Raw genomic sequence first — 13,551 nt, 5'->3', positions numbered from 1 at the left:
ATTCCCATGTGCGGCATCGTCGGCGCGGTTTCCACGCGCAACATCGTTCCCATCCTCGTCCAGGGCCTGCAGCGGCTCGAATTCCGCGGCTACGACTCCTGCGGCGTGGCGGTCTACGACACGCCGGCGGCCCTGACGCCGCAGGGTCCGCTGCACCGCACCCGCAGCACTTCGCGCGTATCCGAGCTGCTGGCGCAGATCGCCGACGAAAAACTGGAAGGCACCACCGGCATCGCCCACACCCGCTGGGCGACCCACGGTGCGCCGGCGGTGCACAACGCCCATCCCCACTTCAGCCACGGCCCCGGCGCCTACGACGAAGGTCCGGGCCGGATCGCGCTGGTGCACGACGGCATCATCGAGAACCACGACGCGCTGCGCAGCGGCCTGGAAGCCAAGGGCTACGAGTTCGCCAGCCAGACCGACACCGAGGTGATCGCCCACCTGATCGACAGCCTCTACGACGGCGATTTGTTCGAGGCGGTGCAGGCGGCGGTCGGCCAGCTGCACGGCGCCTACGCCATCGCGGTGTTCTGCCGCGACGAACCGCACCGGGTGATCGGCGCGCGCGCCGGCTCCCCGCTGATCCTGGGCATCGGCTCCGAAGGCGGCGAGCATTTCCTCGCGAGCGACGCGATGGCGCTGGCCGGCGTGACCGACCAGATCGTCTATCTGGAAGAAGGCGACGTGGTCGACCTGCAGCTCGGCCGCTACTGGATCGTGCACCGTGCCGATGGCGCGACCGGCGGCCACCAGCCGATCGACACCGCCGCGCGGCCGGTCCGCACCGTCACCGCCCACAGCGGCGCCGCCGAGCTGGGCCCTTACCGCCACTACATGCAGAAGGAAATCTTCGAGCAGCCGCGCGCCATCGCCGACACGCTCGAAGGCGTGGAGGGCATCGTGCCCGAGCTGTTCGACGGCGCCCCGCGCGACGGCCAGCCCGGCGCCAGCGCCTGGCGTGTCTTCAAGGACATCGATCGGGTGCTGATCCTGGCTTGCGGCACCAGCTACTACAGCGGCTGCACCGCCAAGTACTGGCTGGAGGAGATCGCGCGGATTCCGACCCAGGTCGAGATCGCCAGCGAATACCGCTACCGCACCAGCGTGCCGGACCCGCGCACGCTGGTCGTCACGATCAGCCAGTCCGGCGAGACCGCCGACACGCTGGCCGCGCTGAAGCACGCCCGCAAGCTGGGCATGGAGCAGACGCTGACGATCTGCAACGTGGCGACCAGCGCGATGGTGCGCGAGTGCAAGCTGGCCTACATCACCCGTGCGGGCGCGGAGATCGGCGTCGCCTCGACCAAGGCCTTCACCACCCAGCTCGCCGGCCTGTTCCTGCTGACTCTGGCACTGGCGCAAAGCCGCGGCCTGCTCGACGCCGATGCCGAGGCGCGTCACCTGAAAGCGATGCGCCACCTGCCGGCCGCACTGCAGGCGGTGCTGGCGCTGGAGCCGCAGCTGATCGCCTGGGCCGACGATTTCGCGCCCAAGGACCATGCCCTGTTCCTGGGCCGCGGCCTGCACTACCCGATCGCGCTGGAAGGCGCCCTGAAGCTCAAGGAAATCACCTACATCCACGCCGAGGCCTACGCCGCCGGCGAGCTGAAGCACGGCCCGCTCGCGCTGGTGACGAGCGAGATGCCGGTAGTGACCGTTGCCCCGAACGACGCGCTACTGGAAAAGCTGAAGAGCAACCTGCAGGAAGTGCGCGCCCGCGGCGGCGTGCTCTACGTGCTGGCCGACGCCGACACCCGCATCGAACGCGCCGAAGGGCTGCATGTGATCCGCATGCCCGAGCACTACGGCGCCCTGAGCCCCCTGCTGCACGTGGTGCCGCTGCAGCTGCTGGCGTATCACACGGCGGTGGCGCGCGGCACGGATGTGGACAAGCCGCGGAACCTGGCGAAGAGCGTGACGGTGGAGTGAGGGCGAGCGACGTCCATCGTCGCTCTTTTCCAAGCCCGGACGCGCATCTGAGCTCCATCATCGCGATCAGGGCTGAAGAGCAAAGCCTGCTCGGTTGGCCGGAGCCGCGTCCTTCGCGCCCTCTCTTATTTGCGCGTGGCAGATCCGCTGCTGTTGCCGGACATGTGCGCACCGGCCGGCGCTTTGACAGGCGCTGCCGTCGTACCGGAATGGGCACTGTGGTTGTCGGACTTGTTGTCCTCCACACGCTGCGCCTGGGCGCCCTGCACACCTTCCGCACGCGTGCCGCTCGGCGTCGATGCGCGGGCAGCGGTCGGTGTCGCCTCGGTGGAGGTGCGACCGGCGCCGGTCTGCGCGCTGACGGTCAATGGTGGCACCAACACGAGTGCGGTGACCGAAATGATGCGGGCTAGTTGTTGCATCGTCTGTCCTGGACATGGGGCACGGCGACATCGCCGTATCGTGACGGTAGGAAGTCATCGCCATCGCCGACGTCGGAACGTCCCGTGAGCCGGCGTAGGAACCGTCGTCCCTCCCCACGGATGAGGCCGCCTCGCTCGATTGCAGCACGCCTGCGGGCATGAGCGGCGGTGCGGCTTCAGAACGCCCGCCGACCGGCGGCTGATGCAGGCGTCTCGGCACCGTCGACCGTCCAGACGCCCTCCATCCAATGGATCGTCATCCGGTCGACATTGCGGATCGGATGCGCCGCATCGAACGCCCCGAAGTGCGCCATCTGTTCGCGCGCACTCCGCCCGGGATGGAGCAGCATCAACCGCAACGCCTGCATGAACTGGCCGTGGCCGAAGGCGTATACCGGCCCGTCTGCGGCGCAGGACTGCAGGCGCCCGAGCATCGCCTCCACCCGGCCCAGCAGCATGTCGAAGCTTTCGGCACCGGGACCATCCCGCTAGTGCGGGTCGGCGTTCTGCCAGTAGCGCGTGATCATGGGCAGGCGCTGATCACGCGTCGTCCCGTTCCAGCGTGCAGGCTCCAGGTAGGTGAACTCCTCCATCGGCAGCACCTCCACCGGCACCTGCGGAAACCGCGCGATGGTCGGCTGAGCCGTCAGACGGGTACGCAGAAACGGCGATACCGCGATCAGGGCCGGAGCCTGCTCCCAGGCCGCAGCGACCTGTGCGGCCTGCGCATGGCCGCGCGGTGTGAGCGCGATGGCCGCAGGGTACGTGCTCGGCAGCCCGGCATTGGCGGTGCTTTCGCCATGGCGTATGAATGTCACCTGCATCGGGAGATTATTCCGGCTCTTGCGGGTTGACCCGCTTGTCTGCCGTGCGAATACGAGGGTCCTGCAGAGATTTCAGTCATCAACGGCCGTGGAAAGTTGTCATGTGCTGCGATGTATGCGCAATCGGCATCGGCAAAGGCACGCCGCTTTCCGCGCGCTTCCACTAGATTGCACGGGGCGCTGCGGCCGGATGGCACGGCACCTGCTTGCAGTCCCACCTCTGCCACCTCCTCCGTCTCCTTCATGAACCGATCCACGTCCCTCGGCACCCGCCTCGGCGCCGGCTATGCGCTTGTCTGCCTGCTGCTGCTGGCCCTCGTCGGTTTCATGAGCTGGCAGCAGGTCCGGTTGCAGGCGGCCCTGCAGTCGATCGTCGAGGTCGACAACCGCAACACCCGGACCGCTACCCAGATGCTCCAGCAGCTGGGGGATATCTCGGTCGGCATCCGCAACATGGCATTGCTCCAGACATTGCCGGAACTCGATGCCGAGATGGTCCGGATCCGCAATGCCGTGGCGGCCTACGACCGGCTGAGCGGCACCTTCGCCAGCCAGATCGGCCAGCAGGGCGGCGACGGCGCGGCCGAGCGGGCGCAGCTGGAGCAGACCCAGGCCTCCCGCGCGGCGACGGTGCCACTGGTGATGGACGCCGCCAAGCTGGGCATGGACGGCGCGGCGCCGGAGGCGACCACGCTGATCACTGAAAAGGTCCGCCCGCGGATCGAGGCCTGGAACACGCAGGTCGGCCGGCTGATCGAACTGCAGCAGCAGCGCGGGGAGGCGGCCTACGCCCAGGCCCGCGACGCGCGGCGCACCGGCCTGCTGGCGCTGGCGGTCTGCGCGGCGGCGGCGATCCTGGCGAGCATCCTGATCGCGGTGCGCACCACCCGGTCCATCACCGTGCCGCTCGGCGAGGCGGTGCGCGCGGCGGAGAACATCGCGGCGGGCGACCTGTCCTCCGTTGCCGCATCGGACCGGCACGACGAGGTCGGCCGCATGCTGCAGTCGATCGGCCTGATGCAGGACCGGCTGCGCGAGATCGTCGGCGGCATCCGGGGCGCGGCGGATTCGATCCGCATGTCGGCCGCCGAGATCGCGGCCGGCAACCAGGATCTGTCGGTCCGGACCGAAACCGCAGCCCACAGCCTGCAGAACGCGGCCAGCGTGCTGGACACACTCACCGCGGCCGTGCACGAATCGACCCAGTCGGCCGCACGCGCGACCGAACTCGCCGGCAATGCGTCGCAGGCCGCGGCCGACGGCGGTCGGCTGGTCGCGCGGGCGGTGACGACGATGGACGGGATTTCCGCCGCGTCCAAACGCATCGGCGACATCACCGGCGTGATCGACGGGCTGGCGTTCCAGACCAACATCCTGTCGCTCAACGCCGCGGTCGAGGCCGCCCGTGCCGGCGAGCAGGGCCGCGGCTTCGCGGTGGTGGCCAGCGAGGTGCGCACGCTGGCGCAGCGCTCGGCGGCTGCGGCCAAGGAGATCCGCACGCTGATCGCCGCATCGATCGAGCAGGTCGAGACCGGCGCCGGCCTGGTCCGCGAGGCCGGCCAGGGCATGGAGCGCATCGTGCAGAGCGTGGGCCGGGTGACCGGGGCGATCGGCGAGATCCACGCCAGCGCTGCGCGCCAGGACGGCGAGATCGCCCAGGTGCACGATGCGGTGAACGAGGTCGACCGCATGACCCAGCAGAACGCGGCGCTGGTCGAGGAATCCGCAGCCGCAGCGGCGGGTCTGCGCGAACTCACGGTGCGGCTGTCGCAGATGATCGGCCACTTCCGCGACGCTTCCGAGCACACGGCTTCGGGGCCGCAGGCGGTCCGGCCGGCGCTGCCGGGCTGAGGCGCACGCCCCACAAACCGGCAGTCAGGCGGCGATGGGCTCCACCGCCATCTCGAACGTGACCAGCACCGCGTTGGCGCCCGGCGCCAGCCGCCCCTCGGCCAGGCCACCGAGGTAGTCGACCACCGCGACATCCAGCGTCACCGCCAGCGTACCGTCGGCGGCGGGCTGCACCTCACCGTTCCGCACGAGGACTTCGGTGACGAAGGGCTCGACGGTCCGCCCGTCGGCAAAGCAGGCGCCGACCAGGCTGCCGACGCCGCCGCGGATGCGCGCCCGCGTCACGCCTCTTTCGATACAGGCCGCCGCGATGGCGCCGCATACGTCCTCGTTCGGGCGGAGTCGCAGGACGAAAGCCCCGGCACCTGCCGGGGGCGGGACGGTACAGGACCGCGGCTCGAACAGGCGGAAACGGGTTTCGTCGTCCGGCAGCACATCGAAGCCGGCGCCGTCCATGCGCCACAGCGTGGCATGCACCGGCTCTGCCACGACCACTTCCTGCGGCAGCACATGGCCGGCATGGTGCAGGCCCTGCGCATCGGTCCAGATCGCATGGCAGTGCAGCCAGGGCGCTCCGTCGCGCCGGCCGCAGGTCACCGTCGCAACCTCCAGATGTACGGGCCCCGAAGCAGCATGGCGATCGCTGAAGTACACCGCGTGTTCCGGCGTGCGCGACAGGGCCGGCATCACATAGGCAAAGGGTGCGAAGGCGCCGCCATGCAGCGTGCCGACCGCACTGTCGCCGCCCTGCTCTGCCACCAGGCGCGACAAGCCATTCAGCAGGGTTTCGCCGCCACGCAGGGTATCGACCACCGCATGGAGAGTGACCGGTAGTGCTTGCCGCCGCTCCGGGTGAACGGGTCCTGGATGGTCGATGCGGCGCATGGGTTATCTCCTGTCCTGGCGCAGCGGACTGCCGTGCCGTCGCCGGAGCTTACCTATGCGGCCTGCAATCTCCGGTCACAGCCGTGCCAGCAGGTCTGCCTTTTTCGCCCCGAATTCTTCGTCGGTGAGCACGCCGCGCTGGTGAAGCTCGGACAGCCGGTCAATGGTCGCCAGCACGTCGTCGTGGGCGCTGGTCGATGCGGCCGTCTTGCGCGGCGTGTCCGCCGCACGCGGATGGGGTGCGGGCGTGCTCGGCCCTGCCCCTTGCACACGTGGAAGCGCCTCGAGCGACACGGGCCCGCGCTGGCTGGTGAAGGCCAGCCCGTCGGCTCCGCCCTGCTGCTGCGAGACACCGCCGATCACATGGTCCTGCGTGTCGTGCAGCTCGACGCTGCCGTTGCGCTCGATCGCGAGCCGCCGGTCGGTCGGGAACCAGGCGTAGCGCACGCCGTTCTGCCCGCCGCTCGTGGCCGGGGTGCCGAAGTCGTGCGGCCACCAGCGGTCGGCCGTGCCGACGTCGCCGCCGTGCGCCTCGGCGAAATCGGGATGAGCGTCGAGCCACTGCGCCAGGTCCTCGCAGGTGGAGGCCACGCGTGCCGACAGGCCGGTGTTGAGCATGTCGCCCACCATGACCATGCCGTTGCGCATCCACTGCCCGCTGCCGCCGAGTTCGGGGTGCGAGAACTGGGCCATGCGCCCGCCGCCCCGTACCACGGCTTCCCACAGCACGGCTGCGGCTTCTTCACCGAAGCCGTGCTGGCGGCCGATGTCGTCCGGGGTCGCGAGCGCCGGTGCAGGCACCGGCAGGGTCGACGAATGTTGGAGCTGGGACTGGAGTTGCATGGAAGACATGCTGCGCGGCCGCCGGGTCCGGCCGTGTGAGCCGATGGCTTGTCCGCCGGTCAGGCGCCGACGGACGGCCGCTTTCGCCGAAAATGGCGGCCGTTCGGCGCCGTACCGTTCTGGTGCACGCCCCGGCTTTTCTTCTTCCGTTCCCGGAAATATCACCTTGTCCTTCGCCCCCGAGACGCGGCGCCGCCGCACCTTCGCCATCATTTCCCACCCCGACGCGGGCAAGACCACGCTGACCGAGAAGCTGCTGCTGTTCTCGGGCGCGATCCAGATCGCCGGTTCGGTCAAGGCGCGCAAGGCCAGCCGCCACGCCACCTCCGACTGGATGGAGATCGAGAAGCAACGCGGCATCTCGGTCGCGTCGTCGGTCATGCAGATGGCCTACCGCGACCATGTGATCAACCTGCTCGACACGCCCGGCCACAAGGACTTCTCCGAGGACACCTACCGGGTGCTGACCGCGGTCGATTCGGCCCTCATGGTGATCGACGCGGCCAACGGGGTGGAGGCGCAGACCCGGCGGCTGATCGAGGTCTGCCGGCAGCGCGACACGCCGATCATCACCTTCGTCAACAAGATGGACCGCGAGGTGCGCGAGCCGCTCGACATCCTCGACGAGATCGAGCGCGAGCTGGGCATGCCCTGCGTGCCGATGACCTGGCCGGTCGGCCAGGGCAAGGCCTTCGGCGGCATCGTCAACCTGCGCACGCAGGCGATGACGGTGTTCGAGTCCGGCAGCGAGCGCCGGCCGCAGGACTTCGAGACGATTCCGCTCAGCCAGGCCGACGAACTGCAGCGCCGCTTCGGCACGGAGTGGGACGCTGCGATGGAGAACATGGAACTCGCGACCGGCGCATCGCCCGCCTGGGACAAGGACGCCTTCCTCGCCGGCAAGCAGACCCCCGTGTTCTTCGGCTCCGGCGTCAACAACTTCGGGGTGATGGAGGTGCTCGACGCGCTGGTGGACCTGGCGCCGCCGCCCCAGCCCCGGATCAGCTCCACGCTGGTCAACCGCCAGCCGGTGCAGAAGGAGATCGACCCGGCCGACAAGGATTTCGCCGGCGTGGTGTTCAAGGTGCAGGCCAACATGGACGCCAACCACCGCGACCGCATCGCCTTCGTGCGCATGGCGTCCGGCAAGTACACGCCGGGCATGAAGCTCAAGGTACAGCGCACCGGCAAGGAACTGCGGCCGACCTCGGTCGTCACCTTCATGAGCCAGCGCCGCGAGGCGGTGGACGAGGCCTATGCCGGCGACATCATCGGCTTCACCACCCACGGCGGCGTGCAATTGGGCGACACGATCACCGACGGCGCCAACCTGCAGTTCACCGGCCTGCCGTTCTTCGCGCCGGAGCTCTTCATGACCGTCATCCTGAAGAACCCGCTGCGCACCAAGCAACTGCAGCAGGGCCTGGCCCAGCTCGGCGAGGAAGGCGCGATCCAGGTGTTCAAGCCCGATGCCGGCGGCGCGATGCTACTCGGCGCCGTCGGCCAGCTGCAATTCGAGGTGGTGCAGCACCGGCTGAAGACCGAATACGACGCCGACGTGCGGCTCGAAGGCTGCCAGTACACCGGCGCCCGCTGGATCACCGCCGACACGCCGGCCGAACTGCGCGCCTTCACCGACGCCTATCCGATGCGGATGGCACACGACGCGGCCGACACGCTGGCATATCTGTGCACCAGTCCGTACGACGTGCGGCTGGCGCAGGAACGGTTCCCGAAGATCCATTTCCATCCGCTGCGGGAGCATGCGGGGCTGGCGCTGCAGTCGGCGGGCTGAGAGCCGAGAGCGTTGCGTGGACCGGGGCGCCGCGCTCAGGTAGGTGCAAAAACGTCCCGTTCTCGGAGGTCACATGTGACAAAGTGGATCATTTAAGTATCATCCGGATACAAATCCACTCCAATATCGACCCATGAGCAACCGTCAGGATTCCGCCGAGGGCTACGCCCGCTCGATCAACAGCGCCGTGCTGTATGTGAACAGCCAGGAGCAATGGATGGTCGGCGGCGCCGGCCAGACCGTGGCGCAGTACCAGGCCGTCAGCTTCGGCGGTCTCTCCCACCTGAGCGATGCAGTCGGTGTCGAGGCGCTGGCCGCCCTGAAAAACGGCGACGGCTACAGCCTGATCGCCCGCTCGACCACCGACGCGAGCGTCTTCTACGGTGCCGAGCTCGACGCCAGCGGTCGCATCACGTCGGTCAAGGGCCTGACCAATGCCGAACTGTTCGCGGCCGAGGTCGCACTCGGCGAAGACCTGAACGACAACGGCGGCATCGGCGACGGCATGGTGCTGCTCGACGACGGCCTGGGGGCCGACCTGTATGTGGACGGTCTCGGCGGCCTGCAGATCCGCAATGCGCAAGGCGCCTTCGTGCCGCTACAGTTCGGCGGCGGTCAACTCACGCTGGCGGCTCTCGGCGACAACCTGGAGATCACCAAGATCGTCGCCAGCGGCAGCGGCTTCCAGGCCTTCGTCACCGACGCCGCGGGCAACGTCTATTCCGCAGGACTCAACTCCTCGGGCACCACCACCGCGGTCACGCAGCTCGGCGCGGGGGATATCCGCACCGCCCAGCAGTCGGGCCTGGATGTCGCCGAGCGCAGCGACTTGGCAGCAGACGCCGGCTGGACCGCGGTGCTGAAGGTCGCCGCCCTCAAGGCCCAGGTGGAGCAGCTCACCCAAGGCGGCCAAAAGATCGGCCATGCCGGCCTGGTGCAGCTGGTGGACACCGCGATCGCGCAGGCCGGCGGCGCCGGCAATGCGGTCGGCCAGAACGTGGTGGACGACCTGCGCGCAGTCGCTGCACGCGGCAAGGCGCTGTTCGCCTCCACCGCCGCCGACGGCAGCACCAGCGCCGACTACCTGAGCCATGTGTTCAGCAAGATGGTCAACAGCTCGAAGGCCAACAACTTCTACACCGGCGGCGAGGCGAAGGCCTCGGCGCTCGGCAACCTGAGCGACGCGTCCACCGCGGGCCAGCTGCAGAAGCTGGCGAACAAGTGGCTGCTCGGCCTGGACAACCCGAACCCGACCACCGAGGGCGACACGGCCAACCCGGCCGCCGCAGCGGCCTCCGGCGTCTACAAGACATTCGCCGGCAGCCTGGTGGTGGACGGCATCAGCTTCTCCGACGTATTCCAGGGTTCGGCCGGCGACTGCTACCTGCTGGCGGCCGCCGCCGCACTCGCTCAGTCCCGGCCCGGCGTGGTGCAGTCCATGTTCACCGACAACGGCGTCGGTGCCTCGGGCGTGCAGACCTTCGGCGTGCGCCTGTACGACGCCAACGGCCAGGCGAACTGGGTCACCGTGAGCAACCAGTTCGTCGTGAAGAGCGCGGGCGACACCGGCGCGGCCTACGCGAAGCTCACCAATGCCGCCAAGCCCGCGGGTGCCGAGCTGTGGATGCCGCTGCTGGAAAAGGCCTATGCGCAGATGAACGAGACCGGCGTGCTGCAGCGCGGCGCCAACGACGGCAAGAACGCGATGTTCGCGATCGAGGGCGGCCTGGCCGAAGCCGGCATCTTCATCACCGGCCGCGGCGCCTACAGCTTCGACAGCACCGTCACCGAAAGCACGACGATGAACGGCATCGCCTCGCAGCTGGTGAAGCCGGTGCCCGCCGGTAGCACTGCGCTGGACGAGGTGGTCCGCTACATCAATGCCGGCAAGACGGTGTTCATCGGCTCGCAGAACAAGACGCAGGACGCGAGCGGGAAGACGCTGTTCACCGGCGGCCATGCCTACATGGCCTTCGATGCCGACACCACCAGCGCCACCAACACGACGGTCAAGGTGTTCAACCCCTGGGGCGACACCACCGGCGCGACGGATGCGAACCACGTCGCACCGTTCACCGTCGATCTGGCCCAGCTGGTCGGCGTGAACGGCTACAGCGTCTGGATGTTCGACCTGGCCTGACATCCGCGCGCCGGCGGGTGGCGGGGCGGGGCGGGGCGGCTGGCGACAATGCCGGCATGGTCACCTCCGCCTCTCTTCCCGCCGCGCCGCCGGGCGCCCCTCCTGACGCCCTCCCCCGCCCCCTCGCCGACTGGCCGCTGGCCGACCGCCGCGGCATCGTCGGCGTGCTCACCGACATCGACGACACCCTCACCACCGACGGCGCGATCACGCCCGACGCGCTGCAGGCGCTCGCCGACCTGCGGGCGGCGGGGCTTCATGCGGTCTGCATCACCGGGCGGCCGGTCGGCTGGAGCGAGCCGTTCGCCCGCACCTGGCCGGTGGACGCGATCGTCGCGGAGAATGGCGCGGTCGCGCTGACGCTGGATCAGAACAAAACAGGCCTCCAGCACCCGCCCCACCTGCGCGGCGTGCTATCGAAAACAGACCAGCAGGACGCCGCCACCCGCGCCCGCAATTTCGCCCGCATGCAGGCGATAGCGCAGCGGGTGCTGACCGAGATCCCGGGCACCACGCTCGCCACCGATTCGCCCGGCCGCGAGACCGACATCGCGATCGACCACAGCGAATTCGTCCACCTGCCGCAGGCCACCATCGACCGGGTGGTGGCGCTGCTACGGTCCGAAGGCATGCACGCCACGGTGAGCAGCATCCACATCAACGGCTGGTTCGGCGACCACGACAAGCTGTCGGGTGCGCGCTGGATCGTGCGCAGCCTCTGGGGCCGCGACCTCGACGCCGAGATCGACCGCTGGGTGTACGTGGGCGACTCGACCAACGACCAGGCGATGTTCGCCCGCTTCCCGCACAGCGTGGGCGTGGCCAATGTCGACCGGTTCCTGCCGGTCATGACGGCGCGGCCGCGCTGGCGCACGCAGGGCGCGCGCGGCGCCGGTTTTAACGAAACGGTACGGGCGATCCTGGCGGCCCGCCCAGAATCGGCCGGATGCTCGCCGGTGCCGTCCCCTACCTGAAGTTCGCGCATTTCTGCGCGCTGCTGGTCTGGTGCGCCGGGCTGCTGGCGCTGCCCTCGCTGCTGGCGCTGTACCCGGCAGCCCACGGCCGGGTCGCCCGCGAACGGGCGATCACCGCCACCCGCTTCACCTACATCGCGATCGCGTCGCCGGCGGCGGTCCTCGCGGTCGCTAGCGGCACGCTGCTGGTGCATCCGGTCGAGGCCTACCAGGGCTGGCTGTTGGTCAAGCTCACCCTGGTGGCCGGCATGGTCGGCTTCCACGTGGCCTGCGGCACGCTGATGACGACGCTGCACGACCGGCCGCGGCGCTTCGGTGCCGGCCTGCTGCAGTCGACGGTGGCGGTGCCGCTGGCGCTGATCGGCGGCGTGCTGGCGACAGTGCTGTGGCAGCCGCGGATCGCGGGGTTCTAGATCTTGTCCAGGCCCGCCGGACCGTCGTTCTCGTCCGCCACGCCGACCTGGTGCTCGAACACCAGCGTGCCGCCGAGCCAGCCCGCGAGCGCGACCAGCAGCGTGCCCAGGCCCGACAGGTACAGGCCGAAGGGCACGATGTGCGCCTCGGCGTCGGGTAGTCGCAATCCCCAGTTGGCGACCCCGACCGCCAGCAGCATCACCGCCGCCACGAAATGGCTCCAGGCCGCCGCCCGGTGGCGGATGCGCCGCACCAGCATCAGCTCGGCGGTGCCGACCAGACCCGCCACGATGCCCGTCACCGCGCCCGCGCCCGCCAGCCAGAGCGACATCCGCGCCCAGAAGGAATCCGCCCAATGCCAGTAGGCCAGATCGCTCGCGAACACCGCCATCAGGAAGGCCACCGGAAACGGCACCAGGATCGGGTGCAGCGGATGCTTCGCGATCGACACGCGGGTGTCGGCACCGGGCGGCGGACGGCGGGAAAAGGGTTTCATCGCACCCACTGTAGGCGCGCGGCGGCCGGCACCTGTTGCCTTTTGCTCGCCGCCTGCGACACCCGCGGCCCGCTGTCGACGCTGGCGCCGGCCGGCCCGGGCGCGGCCGAGATCGCCTGGGTCTGGTGGGCGATGTGCATCGGCGCGGCGGTCGTCACCGCCGGCATGACGGCTCTGGCGCTGTGGGCGGTCTACCGGCCGACCGGCGGCACGCTACGCTCGCCCCGGGCGCTGCTGGTCGGCGGCGGGGTGCTGCTGCCGCTGGCCGCGATCGCCGCGGTGCTGGCGATCGGCGGCCGCAGCGGCGATGCGCTGCGGGTGCGCGGCGAGCCCGGCGTGCTGCGCATCGAGGTCACCGCCCACCAGTGGTGGTGGGAAGCCGCCTATCCCGACGCGGCCGGCGGGCCGCGCCATACCGCCGGCGTGCTGCACATCCCTGCCGGCCGGCCGGTCGACATCGGCGTGCGCAGCGCCGACGTGATCCACAGCTTCTGGGTGCCGCGCCTGGGCGGCAAGATCGACGCGGTGCCGGGCCGCCGCAACACCGTGCGGCTGCAGGCCGACGCGCCCGGCACCTACCGCGGCCAGTGCGCCGAGTTCTGCGGGCTGGGCCATGCGCGCATGGCCTTCGTGGTCGAGGCGCATGCGCCCAACGTTTTCGACGCGCGGCTGGCCGCCCTGCCGACTGTTCGTCCCGCCGCAGCGCCGGAGGCCGCGCCATGACCCGCGCCCTCGCCCTGCACGACCGCCTGCAACGCATCTGGCGCAGCCCGCGCGGCTGGCGCGGTGCCGCGGCGGTCAACCACAACGTGGTCGGCCGGCGCTTCGTCCTGACCGCCCTCGCGTTCTTCTTCGTCGGCGGCATCCTGGCGATGCTGATGCGGGCGCAGCTCGCCACCGCGGGCGCGGTGTTCCTAGAGGACGCGGTCTACCACCAGGTCTTCACCATGCACGGCACGGTGATGATGTTCCTGT

The 13,551-nt window shown here is 69.8% G+C and carries 14 protein-coding genes; 8 read left to right on the top strand and 6 right to left on the bottom strand.

Going from position 1 to position 13,551, the window contains the following annotated elements:
* The first annotated feature begins 6 nt into the window (after nucleotides 1–6).
* Complete coding sequence (gene glmS / locus QZ500_RS08335) at nucleotides 7–1,932, top strand: glutamine--fructose-6-phosphate transaminase (isomerizing) (RefSeq protein ID WP_295853626.1); 1,926 nt, start codon at nucleotides 7–9, stop codon at nucleotides 1,930–1,932.
* Between the two features lie 125 nt (nucleotides 1,933–2,057).
* Here the strand turns inward: glmS and QZ500_RS08330 are convergent, their stop codons facing one another.
* The 3 genes from QZ500_RS08330 to QZ500_RS08320 all read right to left on the bottom strand — a co-directional run bounded on the left by QZ500_RS08330 (nucleotide 2,058) and on the right by QZ500_RS08320 (nucleotide 3,178).
* A complete protein-coding gene (locus QZ500_RS08330) occupies nucleotides 2,058–2,354 on the bottom strand; it encodes a hypothetical protein (RefSeq protein WP_295853623.1) in 297 nt (98 codons plus the stop codon).
* Nucleotides 2,355–2,530: 176 nt separating this feature from the next.
* Complete coding sequence (locus QZ500_RS08325) at nucleotides 2,531–2,812, bottom strand: hypothetical protein (RefSeq protein WP_295853621.1); 282 nt, start codon at nucleotides 2,810–2,812, stop codon at nucleotides 2,531–2,533.
* A 30-nt stretch (nucleotides 2,813–2,842) separates the two neighbouring features.
* Nucleotides 2,843–3,178, bottom strand: a complete 336-nt coding sequence (locus QZ500_RS08320) for a phosphoglycerate mutase family protein (RefSeq protein ID WP_295853616.1) — start codon at nucleotides 3,176–3,178, stop codon at nucleotides 2,843–2,845.
* A 243-nt stretch (nucleotides 3,179–3,421) separates the two neighbouring features.
* Here QZ500_RS08320 and QZ500_RS08315 point away from each other — a divergent pair, with 243 nt between their 5' ends.
* On the top strand, nucleotides 3,422–5,029 hold the full coding sequence (locus QZ500_RS08315; protein WP_295853612.1) for a methyl-accepting chemotaxis protein: 1,608 nt from the start codon (nucleotides 3,422–3,424) through the stop codon (nucleotides 5,027–5,029).
* A 24-nt stretch (nucleotides 5,030–5,053) separates the two neighbouring features.
* On the opposite strand, the gene QZ500_RS08310 is transcribed toward QZ500_RS08315, so the two are convergent.
* Together QZ500_RS08310 and QZ500_RS08305 are read right to left on the bottom strand one after the other, a co-directional pair.
* Nucleotides 5,054–5,914, bottom strand: coding sequence for a hypothetical protein (locus QZ500_RS08310; RefSeq protein ID WP_295853611.1), 861 nt, complete (start codon nucleotides 5,912–5,914; stop codon nucleotides 5,054–5,056).
* Between the two features lie 75 nt (nucleotides 5,915–5,989).
* Nucleotides 5,990–6,757, bottom strand: coding sequence for an SHOCT domain-containing protein (locus QZ500_RS08305; RefSeq protein WP_295853608.1), 768 nt, complete (start codon nucleotides 6,755–6,757; stop codon nucleotides 5,990–5,992).
* 166 nt (nucleotides 6,758–6,923) lie between these two features.
* Between QZ500_RS08305 and QZ500_RS08300 the strand changes: the two genes are divergently transcribed.
* From QZ500_RS08300 to QZ500_RS08285, 4 genes are all read left to right on the top strand, one after another.
* Entirely contained in the window at nucleotides 6,924–8,552 is a 1,629-nt protein-coding gene (locus QZ500_RS08300; protein ID WP_295853606.1) for a peptide chain release factor 3, read from the top strand.
* Between the two features lie 133 nt (nucleotides 8,553–8,685).
* Nucleotides 8,686–10,692 carry a C2 family cysteine protease gene (locus QZ500_RS08295; protein ID WP_295853603.1) on the top strand — a complete coding sequence of 669 codons (2,007 nt, stop codon included), beginning with the start codon at nucleotides 8,686–8,688 and terminating at the stop codon, nucleotides 10,690–10,692.
* 56 nt (nucleotides 10,693–10,748) lie between these two features.
* Entirely contained in the window at nucleotides 10,749–11,666 is a 918-nt protein-coding gene (locus tag QZ500_RS08290; protein ID WP_295853601.1) for an HAD-IIB family hydrolase, read from the top strand.
* Nucleotides 11,639–12,079: a CopD family protein gene (locus QZ500_RS08285; RefSeq protein WP_295853599.1), complete on the top strand. Its 441-nt coding sequence runs from the start codon at nucleotides 11,639–11,641 to the stop codon at nucleotides 12,077–12,079. The genes QZ500_RS08290 and QZ500_RS08285 overlap by 28 nt, the downstream gene beginning before the upstream one ends.
* On the opposite strand, the gene QZ500_RS08280 is transcribed toward QZ500_RS08285, so the two are convergent.
* Complete coding sequence (locus QZ500_RS08280) at nucleotides 12,076–12,576, bottom strand: DUF2231 domain-containing protein (RefSeq protein WP_295853596.1); 501 nt, start codon at nucleotides 12,574–12,576, stop codon at nucleotides 12,076–12,078. The two genes, QZ500_RS08285 and QZ500_RS08280, sit on opposite strands and share 4 nt — an antisense overlap.
* Before the next feature lie 42 nt (nucleotides 12,577–12,618).
* Here QZ500_RS08280 and coxB point away from each other — a divergent pair, with 42 nt between their 5' ends.
* Nucleotides 12,619–13,299 (top strand): cytochrome c oxidase subunit II, encoded by a 681-nt coding sequence (coxB, locus tag QZ500_RS08275; protein ID WP_295853593.1) that lies wholly within the window; start codon nucleotides 12,619–12,621, stop codon nucleotides 13,297–13,299.
* The coding region (locus QZ500_RS08270) for a cbb3-type cytochrome c oxidase subunit I (RefSeq protein WP_295853590.1) at nucleotides 13,296–13,551 on the top strand (256 nt) is incomplete at its 3' end. The genes coxB and QZ500_RS08270, both read left to right, overlap by 4 nt.

The sequence above is a fragment of the uncultured Xylophilus sp. genome, assembly GCA_913776965.1.
GTDB lineage: Bacteria > Pseudomonadota > Gammaproteobacteria > Burkholderiales > Burkholderiaceae_C > Xylophilus.
The sequence above is the reverse complement of the archived record's forward strand: the minus strand, read 5'-3'. Positions and strand labels throughout refer to the sequence as shown.

Coding starts and splice junctions, on each gene's coding strand:
- glmS (WP_295853626.1), top strand. CDS start 7: ATGTGCGGCATCGTCGGCGCGGTTTCCACGCGCAACATCGTTCCCATC.
- QZ500_RS08330 (WP_295853623.1), bottom strand. CDS start 2,354: ATGCAACAACTAGCCCGCATCATTTCGGTCACCGCACTCGTGTTGGTG.
- QZ500_RS08325 (WP_295853621.1), bottom strand. CDS start 2,812: ATGCTGCTGGGCCGGGTGGAGGCGATGCTCGGGCGCCTGCAGTCCTGC.
- QZ500_RS08320 (WP_295853616.1), bottom strand. CDS start 3,178: ATGCAGGTGACATTCATACGCCATGGCGAAAGCACCGCCAATGCCGGG.
- QZ500_RS08315 (WP_295853612.1), top strand. CDS start 3,422: ATGAACCGATCCACGTCCCTCGGCACCCGCCTCGGCGCCGGCTATGCG.
- QZ500_RS08310 (WP_295853611.1), bottom strand. CDS start 5,914: ATGCGCCGCATCGACCATCCAGGACCCGTTCACCCGGAGCGGCGGCAA.
- QZ500_RS08305 (WP_295853608.1), bottom strand. CDS start 6,757: ATGCAACTCCAGTCCCAGCTCCAACATTCGTCGACCCTGCCGGTGCCT.
- QZ500_RS08295 (WP_295853603.1), top strand. CDS start 8,686: ATGAGCAACCGTCAGGATTCCGCCGAGGGCTACGCCCGCTCGATCAAC.
- QZ500_RS08290 (WP_295853601.1), top strand. CDS start 10,749: ATGGTCACCTCCGCCTCTCTTCCCGCCGCGCCGCCGGGCGCCCCTCCT.
- QZ500_RS08285 (WP_295853599.1), top strand. CDS start 11,639: ATGCTCGCCGGTGCCGTCCCCTACCTGAAGTTCGCGCATTTCTGCGCG.
- QZ500_RS08280 (WP_295853596.1), bottom strand. CDS start 12,576: ATGAAACCCTTTTCCCGCCGTCCGCCGCCCGGTGCCGACACCCGCGTG.